General features: G+C 30.3%; 11 protein-coding genes. 3 read left to right on the top strand and 8 right to left on the bottom strand.

Features of this window, described 5'->3' with window-relative positions:
• Positions 1–164: 164 nt before the first annotated feature.
• Positions 165–1,496, bottom strand: coding sequence for an MATE family efflux transporter (locus ATE90_RS00280; RefSeq protein WP_101450555.1), 1,332 nt, complete (start codon positions 1,494–1,496; stop codon positions 165–167).
• Between the two features lie 97 nt (positions 1,497–1,593).
• Here ATE90_RS00280 and ATE90_RS00275 point away from each other — a divergent pair, with 97 nt between their 5' ends.
• Entirely contained in the window at positions 1,594–2,388 is a 795-nt protein-coding gene (locus ATE90_RS00275) for a universal stress protein (protein WP_036782480.1), read from the top strand.
• Here the strand turns inward: ATE90_RS00275 and ATE90_RS00270 are convergent.
• A complete protein-coding gene (locus tag ATE90_RS00270; RefSeq protein ID WP_101450553.1) occupies positions 2,385–5,123 on the bottom strand; it encodes a PD-(D/E)XK nuclease family protein in 2,739 nt (912 codons plus the stop codon). The genes ATE90_RS00275 and ATE90_RS00270 overlap by 4 nt on opposite strands.
• A gap of 69 nt (positions 5,124–5,192) precedes the next feature.
• Between ATE90_RS00270 and ATE90_RS00265 the strand changes: the two genes are divergently transcribed.
• Together ATE90_RS00265 and ATE90_RS00260 are read left to right on the top strand one after the other, a co-directional pair.
• Positions 5,193–5,981: a nitrilase family protein gene (locus tag ATE90_RS00265; RefSeq protein WP_101450551.1), complete on the top strand. Its 789-nt coding sequence runs from the start codon at positions 5,193–5,195 to the stop codon at positions 5,979–5,981.
• 5 nt (positions 5,982–5,986) lie between these two features.
• Positions 5,987–6,502: a GNAT family N-acetyltransferase gene (locus ATE90_RS00260; protein ID WP_036782471.1), complete on the top strand. Its 516-nt coding sequence runs from the start codon at positions 5,987–5,989 to the stop codon at positions 6,500–6,502.
• Positions 6,503–6,722: 220 nt separating this feature from the next.
• Here ATE90_RS00260 and ATE90_RS00255 read toward each other — a convergent pair whose 3' ends face one another.
• The 6 genes from ATE90_RS00255 to pgi form a co-directional block, all read right to left on the bottom strand.
• Positions 6,723–7,703 (bottom strand): acyl-ACP desaturase, encoded by a 981-nt coding sequence (locus ATE90_RS00255; RefSeq protein ID WP_036782467.1) that lies wholly within the window; start codon positions 7,701–7,703, stop codon positions 6,723–6,725.
• A 6-nt stretch (positions 7,704–7,709) separates the two neighbouring features.
• Positions 7,710–8,288 (bottom strand): lysophospholipid acyltransferase family protein, encoded by a 579-nt coding sequence (locus ATE90_RS00250; protein WP_366132713.1) that lies wholly within the window; start codon positions 8,286–8,288, stop codon positions 7,710–7,712.
• A 153-nt stretch (positions 8,289–8,441) separates the two neighbouring features.
• Positions 8,442–8,864: a hypothetical protein gene (locus ATE90_RS00245; protein WP_036782461.1), complete on the bottom strand. Its 423-nt coding sequence runs from the start codon at positions 8,862–8,864 to the stop codon at positions 8,442–8,444.
• Between the two features lie 103 nt (positions 8,865–8,967).
• Positions 8,968–10,545, bottom strand: coding sequence for a hypothetical protein (locus ATE90_RS00240; RefSeq protein ID WP_143741091.1), 1,578 nt, complete (start codon positions 10,543–10,545; stop codon positions 8,968–8,970).
• 11 nt (positions 10,546–10,556) lie between these two features.
• Positions 10,557–13,097, bottom strand: a complete 2,541-nt coding sequence (locus ATE90_RS00235; RefSeq protein WP_091955527.1) for a TonB-dependent receptor — start codon at positions 13,095–13,097, stop codon at positions 10,557–10,559.
• A gap of 197 nt (positions 13,098–13,294) precedes the next feature.
• Positions 13,295–14,863, bottom strand: coding sequence for a glucose-6-phosphate isomerase (gene pgi, locus ATE90_RS00230; RefSeq protein ID WP_036782455.1), 1,569 nt, complete (start codon positions 14,861–14,863; stop codon positions 13,295–13,297).

Below are 14,863 nucleotides of genomic sequence, written 5' to 3'. Positions count from 1 at the left end.
ATTCTAAGGGATATATTTTTAAATATTTTCAAGAAAATTATTTTTATTATTAGTACCAAAAAGCATTCCAAAAACAATAATTAAAAGAAAATTATTCGGTTTCCTCTTCCTTAAATTTTAGATGTACAAGATAGCCAAATTAAAAAGTGAAAGCAATATAGAAATCAAGATTTTACCAGAGGTAAAAACTTACTTCTAAATTTAAAAATAAGCGGAATTCCTCTCGCCAAAATCCACAATGTAAAAGCAATCCAAATGGCAACTAATTTATAATCTAACCAATCAAAAAACAAAAGTGTTGGAATAAAAACAAAACCCGTAGATAATATTAAAAGATTTCTCAAATATTTCATTTCACCCATCCCTTTAAACATTCCATCAAAAATAAAAGTGATTGCACTTATTGACTGTGTTAAGATTACAATCCAAAAGACATGATAAAACTGCTCTAAAACCAACGGATCTTTTGTGAAAATTTGACCAATAAAGTCATAAAAAACGAATCCAAAAATAGCGATAATCATTCCAATAAAGAACCCATATTTCGCAAGTTTTATGCTTAATTTGAATAATGTTTCATAGTCTTTGGAGCCTAATAGTTTACCTGATAAAATATTTCCGGCACTGGAATACCCATCAATCATAAAAGCACCTAACAACCAAAGATTTAAACCAATTGTATAGGCTGCAATATATTCATTTCCATAACCTGTTGCATAAGCAGTGGCAAAATATAAGGCAATATTCAGAGCAATTGTTCTTATAAAAAGGTTGCCAATCATGCCTAATAAATTTGGAATTTCTTCATGAAACGGTAAACTTATTTTTAATGAAATAGATGTTTTCTTTAGTAATAGAATCAATGCAATTAACGCCATTGTAACCTGCGCAATTAGACTTGCATAAGCTGCGCCTTCAATATTCATTGCAGGAATAAAACCTTCTACACCATAGACAAAAACAAGATCTAAAACAACATTTAATACTGCTCCAATGATCGCAATTATCATTGGATAATACGTATTCTGTAACCCTCTAAAAGTACCAAAAACTGCAAAAACGAAAAGTGAAAATGGAAATCCAAAAATTCTAATTTTAAAATAGGTAACACAAAAATCCAAAACGGTTCCTGAAGCATTGTAAAACTGAAAAATCTGTTTTGCAAACGGATAAGAAATTACCAAAACTAATAAACTTCCTGCAACAACAATCGCCATCGCTTGTGCAGGTAAACCTTCAATTTTACCTAATTTGTTGGCACCTACATATTGTGAAATTATAGAAGAAATTGCACTTCTAATCTGCCCAAAAACCCAAACTAACATGGAAATAAAAGCACCAACAATACCTACTGCGGCTAGGCTTTCTGTAGCATTTTCATCAATATTACCAATTATTGCAGTATCTGTGATAGATAACAAAGGTTCCGCTATACCTGCTATTAAAGCAGGAATTGCTAATTTATTAATATATTTAAAGCTAATATTGGTTTTCATTAAAAATATAATTTTAACAAAGGTACGTATCTAAAAAAATTGAAAAGCTATTACTTTCTTAAAAATGAGTAACTTTGTGGTCTAAAAAAAATCTATCATGCAAAACATTTTAGTACCTATTGGATCTACAGAAAGTGCACAAAACAGCTTACAATATGCCATTGATTTTGCTTCAGAAATTGATGCAAAAATTTTAGTTTTTAGAGCTTATAGTGCGCAAACTAAAGCTGGAACCATCATAAATATTGATGATATTATTGCACGTGAAACCAATTTATACTTGCGAACAATAGTGAATTCTGTTGATAGAAGAAATGTAGATGTAAAATTGATCGCTGCAAAAGGTTCTGTAATAGATAGTGTGGAAGCTATTGACCATGATTTAGGTATCGATTTAATTATTGTAGGCGCAAAAAGCAATTCAATTAAAGAAGAAATTTTCTTAGGTAAAACTGTTGGAAGCCTTGTAAAGAAAACTAATTTACCAATACTAACAGTTCCAGAAGGTTATAAGTATAGTCCAGTTAAAAATATTTTAATGGCTTTTAAATCTGGCATTGTGAAAAGTAAAACAGCTTTAAAACCGCTTCAATTTATTATGAATAAATTTGACTCTGAAGTAAATTTATTATTGGTAAAAACAACTAATTATACGGATGAAGATTTAGTTTTAAATAAAGATTTAGAGGCATTAAAATCTTCATTAACTATTACCGAGAAAGCAACTACTTTTCAAGGAGTTTTAGAACATTTTCAAAAACATCAACCTGATTTGTTGTGTGTATTTAGGCGTAAAAGAGGATTCTTTCAAAAATTATGGGAAAAGAATACTATTTTAAAAGAAGAATTTCACTCTAGTGTTCCTCTATTAATTTTAAAAGGAAAAAATTAATACTTTAAATCTGCAGGTTCTATAAAATCGATTGCTGGATTATAAATTTCTCTGATGTAACCTTTTATCTCTTCTAAAAATTGGTCTAATTTTTCTGGAGTAATTGTTGTGTCTGGACTTCTGTAATTTGACGAGAAATTAATCGCTAAAAACTCTTGGTTTAAATTTTTAAAAGAAAATATACCTCCTTTTAAATTTTTAGAACTATTATATTTTTTACTTTTGGTGTATAAAAATGCATACAACAAAACCTGAATCGCTTTGTATTGCTCTCTCTCTCTTAATTCTGCAAAATTTAATACTTTTAACTCAGAACTTTTCACCATCCCTGATTTATAATCTATAATTCTAATTTCACCGTTTAACTCATCAACTCTATCAACATTCCCATGAATTTTTACAGGAAAATCGATTCCTTCAATTTCAATTTTAGCCGATAAATTTTCTTCTGTAGCGATAATTTTTAGTTGATTATTTTGATCTTTTAATAACTTTTTTTCTTGTGCCAAAAAGTTCACAACAAATCTATTCGCAACCTCAAAAATTAAGCGATTTTTCCCTGTCCTCAAGTCACCATTTTTAAAATGAATTTTAAAATGTTTTACAACCAAATCTTTGGTTATTTTTTCCATTTTAGAAATGGCATCAACGGTTAAGAACTTCCCTATAAAGGGCTTGTAAAGCTCATCTAAAGTTTCGTGTACAACAGTTCCTAAGGTATTGTAAGCAACAGTTTCTTCAACATCATCAAATTCTTTTATCCTTAAAATTTTCTGTTTGTAAAATGCCATAGGGTTATACAGATAATTCGTTAAAGAGGAAGGAGAAAAACCGTTGTGAGCCAATTCTCTTAACCGATCAAACACCAAATTATTTTTAGAAATTTCTTTTAATTTAACTTTTTGAGCAAGCACTTTTGGAGATACAATTTTTTGAACAATATCCGTCCGCATCATCTCTAACTGGGTTACAAATCTACTTTTTTCTCCACTTCCAAAAACATCATGTTCTGTGTTATACAAAATAAAAATATTTTTTGCCCTTTGCAATAATCTAAAAAAATGATACGAAAAAATAGCGTCTTTCTCTCTATACGTTGGTAGACCAAATTCGATTTTTACATCAAAAGGAATAAAAGAATTTTGCTGACTACTTGCTGGCAACACCCCTTCGTTTGCAGATGCCAAAATAATGTTTTCAAAATCTAAAACACGGGTTTCTAGCATTCCCATTAATTGCAAACCTTTTAATGGCTCTCCCTGAAAAGACAAACTTTCTGAAGCTATTAATTGTTTAAAAAATTGAGAAAGTATTTTTAAATCTGTGAAATATTGAAATTCATTTTGTAGTGTTTTTAACTGAGTGAATACTGTGTAAAATCGAAATAAATATTCTTTTTCTAAAGCATCAACTTCTTCTTTTAATAAATTAATTAAATCTAAAACCCTATCAATAAAATTTATCACATTGTCAAAAGGTTTAAATAGATTTAAAACTACATTTTCGACTTCTGGAGTTTGATTTTCTAAAAATTTTGCAAGTCTATTTTCATTAATAAAAGTCTGATTTTCTTTTGCAATTTCCGATGTAAAAGCATCTACTGATGCTATTAAACCATAAATAGATTGATGCTTAAAAAAACGAATTATATCTTTATAATAAAACTGATTTACACTCTTTTTTTGTAATTTTTCTTGCGAAATAAACAACTGAAAAATTGAAAACAATAAATTTGTTGTGGGAATATCCTTTAATGGATAACCCATTGTAATATTAATTGCTTCAATGTTTTTCGGTAATGAATTTAGTGTAATCGGCAACAAAGTTTCATCTGCTAGAACCAATGCTGTATTTTTAAAGTTGGTATTTTTTTCTAAAATTTCACCAATATATTTTATTTGTGTATTGTTCTTTGCTGCTCCAATAATCTCTATTTTCTTGGGTGCTAAAAATGTATTCCCTAAAGATTTAAGTTTCTTGTTTTCAAAATATTTCCACTCTTTCTTATACTTTCTAATAAATTTTCCTGCTTGATGAGTTGAATTAAAAAACGTTTCATCTATATCCCAATAAATTTCAGAATTTCCATTCTCTAATACTTTTTGGAACAGCAATTCTTCAGCCTTATTTAAAGCATTAAAACCAATAAAGAAGATTTTTTTATCTTCATTTTTATTTAAAAAGGTATCAATTTTTTTAAATGCCTCTCGATACATTAAACCTTGATAACCAATGTTTTCATCAATTAAAAATTGATAAAAGGCACTATAATATATGCTAAGTTTCTCTAGAAAAGAATAATGATCTTTTATCAATTCTGTTTCCTTAAACGTACCTTTTACAGACCATTTTCGTAAACGCTCAATATCTCTTAAATAAATAAAAATATCTGTTGGATTTATTAAATGTTGGTCAATTTCATTAAAATCTTGCAGTACCGTTAATGCCCAAGAAGAAAACGTGTCAAAAGAATCTGGATTTTTCTCTACACTTTTATAAATGGTATAAAAGTGAAATAATAATTGAATATTATCTGCTTTTTGAACTCCAGAAACTTGCTGGATAAACTGTTCTATATTTAACATTTCCGGCAAAAAACCAACAGAAATTTTATCTTTAAAGGTTTGTTTTACAAACACTTTCGCTCTTTGTGAAGGCAATACAAAAACAACATTTTGAAATGATTTTGTGGTTTGTAAAATATCATCTAATGTTTCAGAAATAAAAGATTGCATAGATTTTTTTTGATTTTCTAAATTACAAAAACTTACATTTATACATCTTTAATCTTCAAATTTATTTTAATGGATAATGAATTACATATTGTTGGTATTCAAACTGATTTGTTTTGGGAAGATCCGACTAAAAATCTTGCTTTTTTTGAAGAGAAAATAAACAGTTTACCAATAAATACAGATATTGTTGTTTTACCAGAAATGTTTACTACCGGTTTCACTATGAATCCAGCAAAAAATGCTGAGAAAATCGATGGCATTTCGGTTTGTTGGATGCAAAAAATCGCTATCAAAAAAAAGTTAGCAATTACAGGAAGTCTGGTAATAGAAAAAAACAATAAGTATTACAATATGCTAATTTTTGCACATCCATCAGGAAAGATTGAGACATACATAAAAAGACATTCCTTTACTTTTGCTGGAGAAAATACAGTATATACTTCTGGTGAAGAAAAATTAATTATTACTTACAAAGGATGGAAAATTTGCCCTTTAATTTGTTATGATTTACGTTTTCCTGTTTGGGCTAGAAATATTGAAAATTACGATTTATTGATTTTTATGGCAAATTGGCCTGTAAAAAGAATTAAAGCTTGGGAATTGCTTTTAAAAGCACGTTCAATTGAAAACATGTGCTACACTATTGGTGTCAATAGAACCGGAATAGATGCTAATAAGTACAGCTATTCGGGAAATTCTTTAATTATTGATTATTTAGGTACAGAAATTTCTAATTTACCTAAAAATGAAATTGGTGTTGTTAGTGCAACTATTGATAGAAAAAATCAAGATAAAATAAGAAAAAAACTAGGATTCTTAAATGATATGGATTCCTTTACGGTTACTCGTTCAAAATAATAAATATGCAAATAAATAATGTTACAATTACGGATATTGATCAAATTTATAGCTTTTACAGAATCGCTTCCGATTATCAGAAAGCAAAAGAAAAAGTAATCGTTTGGCCCGATTTTAACAGAAACATGGTTGAAACTGAAATTGCGGAGCATAGACAATTTAAAATGTTAATGAACAACGAGGTGGTTTGTATTTGGGCAATAACTTTTAACGATGAACAAATTTGGGAAGAAAGAAATAGAGATAGTGCTATTTATATTCATAGAATAGCCACGAACCCGGATTTTAGGGGAAGAAATTTTGTTTCTAAAATTGTAGATTGGGCAAAAGAATATGCGAAGGAAAAAGGAATACAGTTTATAAGATTAGATACTTTAGGAAATAATACGAGATTAATTAAACACTATAAAAATGCAGGTTTTGATTTTCTTGGTATGTTTGATTTAAAAAACACAGATAGCTTGCCTGATCATTATAAAGAAGCTCCTGTTTGTTTGTTCGAAATCGACCTAGAATCCTAAAAAAATTATTGAAATCAAATTGAAACTTTAAAACGACAAACAACGGAAGTTACGTGTTTTATAACTCGAACCAAAAATCCTTCCGTTTTTAAAAAAAAGAAGGATTTAAAAATTTTATAGGTTTACAATCAAGTGGCACTGCGATTGGAAATTTTATTTGAGCTCTTTTTAAATTACGTAACAAAAGCTATTCGTAAAGCATTCAATCGCTTCTTAAAAATTAGGCCGGTAACATCCATTTAAACTCAAATTTTGTGTCTGGAATTACAATTCTTTCTGTAATTCTATACATTCTATCTGGCAATTTCATTAAATAATCTCTTGCTTTTTCTGCTTCTGGAGTTAAGTTTGTGATTTTATCAATTTCCCACATTGTGTTCAATTTTTTTAGAATATCAACATAATCGAAACCTGTATATACGCCAATTCTTTGTGCTACTGCAGAAAAGTCATCAAACAGACTACCTTTTTCTGCAAAAGATTCTCTTAAATGCAGTGCTGGCATTACAATTTTATGTTTCATCATGTGCTGAAAAGCTAACATCATTTCACTAGCATCAATTTTAAAGATTTCTTTTACAAAATGTGAGTATGCTTGGTGATGACGCATTTCGTCTCCTGCAATAATTTTAGACATTTTAGCCAAAGCTTTATGCCCTTTTTTGCGTGCAATTTTTGCGACATTGTTATGGGAAACATACGTTGCTAATTCTTGAAATGTTGTATAAACAAAGTTTTTATAAGGATCTGTTGATGTACCAATATCAAAACCATCTGCTATTAAATGTTGAGTAGATATTTCTACTTCACGCATATTTACACGTCCAGATAAATACAAGTATTTGTTTAAAACATCTCCATGCCTGTTTTCTTCTGCTGTCCATGTTCTTACCCATTTTGCCCAACTGTTATCTGGATCTTGACAAACTCCGTCTAAATCTAACAACCAAGATTCGTATGTTGGTAGAGCTTCTTCTGTAATGGTATCTCCTACTAAAACCACCCAAAAGTCATCATGTAATTCTTTAGATATTTCTCTTATTTCTTCTACTTCTGTAATAAATGAATCTGATTGAGAATTAGGCAAAAAATCTGTTGGTTGCCAAATTTTTTCAGCAGGAATTAAATAAGTATCCATAAAGTGTTGCATCTTTTTTTCTAAAGTTAGCATTACTTCTTTTCTTACGTTTTTTATAGACATAACTTTTTATTTTATGTGTTCTTTAATAATTGATTCTGTTTGCTCTAATAATTCCTCAAAAGGCATAGAATCAATCTTTATTGGTTTGTGTGTAGTAATTGTAATTGGACTTCCAATACCAAATGGAAAACTTCCGTATTTAAAAATCTTCCAAGAATTATTGATTGTTAAAGGTACAACATATCCCTCTTTATTAAATTTTGTGATGATTTTTAAGCCATTAGACGCAAACTTTTTAGGCTCACCATTTCTACTTCTTGTTCCTTCAGGAAAAATAATTGCACCCCATTTATTTTTATTTATCCTTTTTGAGAATTTAATCAATTCACCTATAGATTGTTTTGGATCTTTTCTATCTATTAAAGCAGCTCCTCCAACTCTTAAATTATATGAAACACTTGGAGCTCCTTTTGCAAGTTCTATTTTAGCAACAAATTTTGGGTAATGTTTTCTAAAAAACCATGCAATTGGCGGAATATCAACAATTGATTGATGATTAGAAACAAATATTATAGAAGTGTTTTCTGGTATTTTATATTCGTTTTTTAATCTAATTGTTACCCCAATAATTAATAGCGATTTCATTAAAAAATAATTAAGAATCGCTACTACTTTTGAATGTGTATTTATTCCAAAAATATTAAAGCTCAACCATTGCAATGGATGAAAAATAATTAGGAATAATATAAAAGTAAATAAAAAGAGTGGTGAAAGAATATAGCTTAAAATTTTCATCTTTTAAAACCAATTGTTCCAAGGGATTCTTGAAAGAATTAATAATAAAGCTAATCCATAAAAAATTACAAATGTTTTAAATTTTGATGAATCTGTTGTTTTCTTTTTGTGTTTAGACCAGCCAATTGTAATAAGTACAATTGCTAATATCATCATTATTGGGTGTTCTACAGCTAATAATCTAGCAGCTTTATCCCCCATAACTTCACCTCCATTTTCTTTTAAGGCTTTATACCAAGGAGACATAAAATACCATCCTAATCCAATTAATAATTGAATGTGAGAAACAATTAAGGTAAACAATCCAATTCTTAAATCTTTGTCTTTAAATTGTTTCTTTTGCGTAAGGCCAATTATCGCATTAATAACAGCAAAAACAAGAATTGCCAACACTAAATAGGCCCAATAAGAATGTATATCTTTCATCATACTATAGTTATATTTTAATTCGGTAAAGTTACTCATTTTTATGCATAAAAAAACCACCTCAAATGAGATGGTTTTAATAAAATTATTTAGATATCGTAACTTATTGTTTTACGTAAGCACTTCCTTCTTTAATAACTGCAAGAGACCAAACTCCGTTTGCTCCGTTATAGATATTATAAGTAACGATGTATTTTTGACCTTCAGCATCTGATGGGAAATTATTTAACAAAATAGTATTTATTTTTGCTAAACGTGATTCTTCACTCTCCTCGTCTTTACCAGCTCTTACATCAAAATTACCATAACGGTCATTGCCTACTAAAGCATAATCTGCCGCAGTTAAAGTGTACTTGATTGTGTTATCTGGTACCCAACTGTTACCATCATGACCAAACTTGATTGTTTCATCAATAACAGTAGGAATTGCATTCCAAACTGATCCATCAAATACATAATTTACATTTCTTTGGCTTACACCTCCACTAAAGTAATTATATTCTACTGCAACAAAATCGTCTATCGCTGCAAATTGATATAATGTTCTTAAGTAGATTCCAATATTATAAATAGCTAAATCATTATCACTAAAATTTGGATAACTTTGTCCCATTAAGGCATACTCATCACTTGTGAACGAAATTGGCGCAGCCCACTCGTCTGTTAGTGTAAATCTAGTTGTAGATTCCTCTAAAACAAAAGTATATAACTCGTAAGAAGTAGTGCTGAAAATAGTATAACCAGTTCCATCAAATTGAACTAACATAACTCTCGTACCAGCAGCACCGTCGTAAATTGCATAGGTAACATTGAACAAGTCACCAGAAACCGCAGCTGGAAAGTTATTTAATAATATAGTCTCTATCTTAGCTCTTCTTGCCTCAACAGTTTCCTCATCTCTTCCTGCTCTTATGTCGAAGTTCTTATATTGACCATTACCAACCAATTCAAAATCAGCGTCTGTTAATGTATAATTTGTTGTTAAAGAAGCATCAGGCTCATTTTGCTGTTGCTTAACTAACATCTCTAAAACTCCTGCACTACCATCGTATACTGCATAAGTTACATTATACTTGGCTCCATCTGCAGCATCAGGAAAGTTATTTAATAAAATAGTCTGAATTTTAGCTCTTCTAACATCAATGGTTTCTTCAGCTCTTCCTGTTCTAATATCAAAATTATCAAACCTTCCATTACCTACTAAATCATAATCAGCATCCGTTAATGTATAATTTGTGATGGTTGGCTCTGTATTATAGGTTAAATCTACTACAGTTCCTTTTACCTCACTTGGAAATTTATACTCAAAAAAGTCATTAAAATCTCCGCTATTATTTAAACTAGTTAACCCAATAGCTTCATAATCTGCATCCGTAACTGTATAGGCATCAAATTTAATTGGATTATATAATTTAAACGTTACTGCAGCCAAAGATTCTGCCCCCCATGCTGGGAATTTACCAGATAAAAAATCAGGTAACATAGATTTAGCATCATCTATAGAACTAAAGTTTCCAAAACCTAGCTCTAAATCATCATAATCCTCATCTGTTAATGTATATGTTGCTTCACCAGAAATAACTGATTCTAAAGCATCAATCTCCTCATAAATATCTTCCATTGGATTACACGAAGTAAACAACAAAGAAAGAATTGCGAAAGAATAAAATATTTTTTTCATTTTTAAAGTTTTTAAAATTTAATTTTTGCACTTAAACTAAATGTTCTACCGTAACCAAACCATACCAATGGGTCACTTGCATCTAAAGCGTCAGCTATATATTCTGTATCAAACAAGTTGTTTACACGAAGGGTAACAGTGGTGTCAAATTCACCAAGGTTAAAACCATGACGTAAACTTGCATCTACTGTACTATAACTTGGTGCTTTCCAAGAATCTTCAGGTCTTTCTGTAGCATCCGCATAACTTAAAACATCTATTTGAGCATATAAATCTGCGAAATAATTATAGTCTAAAGTAATACTTGTTTTATCCCAAAACTTGTATAACATACCCAAAGCAGCTGTTGTTTGTGCAGCATCTGATACTCTTAAACCTTCAATAGGTAAGGAAATTGTATCTACTTCATTTTGATTCTCATCAAAAACTGGTACATCTAATAAGTCGTTATCCCATTTCCAATCACCTAAAGATAACATACCTGTAAAGTTTAATTTATCTGAATGCTTATAAGTGAAATCGAATTCTACACCTTGATGTAATGCGTTAACGCCTAAAAGATTGGCTGTATAGTCTTCAGCTCCAGGCTGGGTTGCTCTTACCGTTCTTGTAAATGTTCTGTCATTCCACTGTGTTCTGTATAAATTTACATTTGCTGCAAATTTTTCACCTCTTAAACCATAGCCTAATTCTAAACTAAACACTTTTTCGTTTTCAGCATCTGAGTTAATCGATGTATTGTTAAATCCATTAAAGACTGCATTAAATGTTGCTGGTCTCTCAAAATATCCAATGTTTGCAAAAACATTTTGCACATCATCTAGTCTAAAGTTTGCACCACCTTTAATACTATAACCGTTTAACGTTATTTTATCAGAAGTTCCTAAATCTTTTCCAGCTTCTGTACTTAAGTCATATAAAAAGTATTCAATCCTTTGATAAGAACTTCTTTGAACAGATGTAGACACAAAAGCGTTAAAATTATCAGTCCCATACTCTAATTGAGCAAAGAAACCTAACCATCCAACTTTTCCATCATTATTATATCCGAACTTATCTCCTACACTTAAAGCTGCATTCGGGTTATTAACATTAGAATTATCAAAGAAATAATCACCTCCTAATAAATCAGTTACTTCTCTAAAATGTTTTCCTGTATATGTTCTCCAGTCCAAACCAGCAATTAAATCTAAGTCATCAGAAAGTTCTGTTTTGAATGTAGATAAAACACCAAACCATTCGTGATCATTTCTAGAAGCTCTTAAGATTGCTTCAGCACCTAAAGCGCCATTTGCTCTGTTAATCTCAACAATATTATCTAAATCTACAGGTTGATCTGAACCACCTAATCTAACACCAAATAAATCTCTGTTAGTTCCAGCAGTTCCACCACCACCACCAGTACCATAGGATGCGTATGCAGCCGTTGATAAAGATGTTACATCACTCATTGTCCAATAATGGTTTAATGAAGTTTGAGATTTGTGATAGAAGTTATCCTCTATATGAGTTACTTGTCCGTTTTTATAACCCCAATCTGGATTGAATTTATTTCCTGATTCAGCATCTCTGTAAGTAGCAATTGTACTTCTGTTTTGTCTTTGACCATGTCTTTGTGGCGCTCCAAATGTTGTAAATGATAAAGTATGATTATCATTGATTTCTTTAGAAATATTTACAAAATAGTTAAACCCTTTAAATTGAGTTCCGTCAATATAACCTTCTCCTTCAATTTTCGCAAAAGAAACTGTTGCAGCCAAACCGCTATCCATTAAACCTGTAGATAAAGTAAAGCCATATTTTTGGTACCCATCGTTACCTGTAGAAGCAATAATATTTCCTCCTTTTTGAACATCAGAAGTTTTAGACAAAATATTAATAGTTCCTCCAATAGAAGGTACCGCAACTTTAGAAGCTCCTAAACCTCTTTGAACTTGCATTGCAGATGTAACATCTGATAATCCAGCCCAGTTAGACCAATATACTCTTCCGTTTTCCATGTCATTGACAGGAACACCATTAATCATAACGGCAACATTTTCAGAATTAAATCCACGTAAGTTAATACGACCATCTCCAAAACCACCTCCAGATTTAGTAGCATATACTCCTGGTGTAGATTTTAAAACTTCAGGGAATTCCTGAGAACCTAACTTTCTCTCAATGTCTGCAGCTTTTAGTGTAGAAACCGCCACTGGCGTTTTTCTATCAATAGCAAATGATGTTGCTGTTAAAACAATTTCATCTAAACTAGCATCCGCATCTAATTGAATAGAGCCCAACTTAGTTTTTGAAGAAGAAAAAGCAACTTCTTTAGATTTGTAACCTATAAAAGAGATTACTAGAACACCAGAATTTGATTTAGCATTTAGCACAAAATTACCATCGAAATCAGTTACTGCTCCGTTGGTTGTTCCTTTTTCTAAAACACTAGCTCCAGGTAATGATTGATTTGTCTCATCAACGATTGTACCTGTAATTTTAGTTTGTCCTAAAACTGCAGCAGATATAGAAAATAAAGCTACAAATAATAAGTTTTTAAAATTTTTCATTGTTTAAATTTATGTTATTTAATGTTCCGCAAAAGTCTCGCTTTTACCGATTTATAATGTTAATTTAATGTTAAGTTTTAACAACAAATTAAGATATTGAAAAGTAAACAAAATAAAACCTATGTTCTAAAAATGATACTATAATATATTAACAGTTTTATTAACAAAAAACTACTTAACAGTTAAAATATTTTATTCTATTGGTTTTTCAATAGCTTCTTGGCTAATTCTTTCCCTAATTCCACACCAAATTGATCATAACTATATATGTTCCATAGAATTCCTTGCGTGAAAATTTTATGCTCATAAAGTGCTATCAATTTCCCTAAAGATCGTGGTGTTAATTTATCGAAAAGGATTGCATTACTCGGTCTATTTCCCTCAAAAACTTTAAAAGGTAGTAATTGATTTATTTTATCTTCATCACCCGAGAATTTTAATTCTAAATGAACCTCTTCTTTACTTTTACCAAAAGCCAAAGCTTCCATTTGTCCATAATAATTTGCCATCAATTTATTATGGTGGTCTGTTAAACCATATAAAGATTCTTTGTAACCAATAAAATCTGCAGGAATTAACTTTGTACCTTGATGAACTAATTGCATAAATGCATGTTGCATATTTGTACCAGTACTACCCCAAACAATAGTTCCCGTTTGGTAATCAATGGCATCTCCATTTCTATCTACGCCTTTCCCATTACTTTCCATGATTGCTTGTTGCAAATAATCTGGTAATTTCTTTAAATATTGAGAATAAGGTAAAACTGCTTCTGTTTCTGCTAAATAAAAATTATTATACCAAATGCTAATCAACGCTAACACTACTGGTATGTTTTTGTCAAAGTCTGTATTTTTGAAATGGATATCCATTTCTTCGGCCCCTTCTAAAAGAGCCTTATAATTGTCAAACCCAACGGACAAACTGATAGACAAACCTACCGCAGACCAGAGTGAAAAACGCCCTCCAACCCAATTCCACATGGGAAAAACGTTATTTTTATCAATTCCAAAATTATCTACTGCTTCTAAATTTGTAGAAACGGCCACAAAGTGTTTTGGAATATCAAAAATTGTTGCTGATTTTAAAAACCAATTTTTAATTGTTTCCGAATTTGTAATAGTTTCCTGAGTTGTAAATGTTTTAGAAACAATTACAAATAAGGTAGTTTCCGGATTTAATTTCTTAATTACTTCAGAGACATGATCTCCGTCAACATTAGAAACAAAATGAGTTGTTAATTGGTTTTTATAAAATTGTAAAGACTCAACAATCATATCTGGCCCGAGGTCAGAACCTCCAATTCCAATATTTACAACATCCGTAATTGATTTTCCTGTATATCCTTTCCATTTTCCAGAAATAACTTTATTCGAAAAACTTTTAATTTTCCTTAAAGCTGCTTGTATCTGGGGCTTAATATTTTTACCGTGGACAAAAACCGGTTCATCAGAAGTACTTCTTAATGCTGTGTGTAAAACTGCTCTTCCCTCTGTTACATTAATTTCTTCTCCTGAATATTGACTTTCAATAGCTTCTTTTAAACCGACTTCTTTTGCTAATGCTACTAGTAAATCAATTGTTTCTTTTGTAATTCTATTTTTAGAAAAATCTACTAGTAAATCATCAAATTCTATAGAAAAATCTGCTTTTCTATTCTCGTCTTTACTCAAATCTTTAATATTGATATCTTTAATATCCTTAAAATGATTTGTTAATTTTCTCCAAGATTCTGTTGTTGTTGGGTTGATGTTTTTTAAAGCCAT

It is taken from the genome of Polaribacter sp. Hel1_33_96 (genome assembly GCF_002846595.1).
In the GTDB taxonomy this organism is placed as follows: Bacteria; Bacteroidota; Bacteroidia; order Flavobacteriales; family Flavobacteriaceae; genus Polaribacter.
Note: the sequence above shows the minus strand (reverse complement) of the source record. Positions and strands in the feature narration are given on the sequence as shown.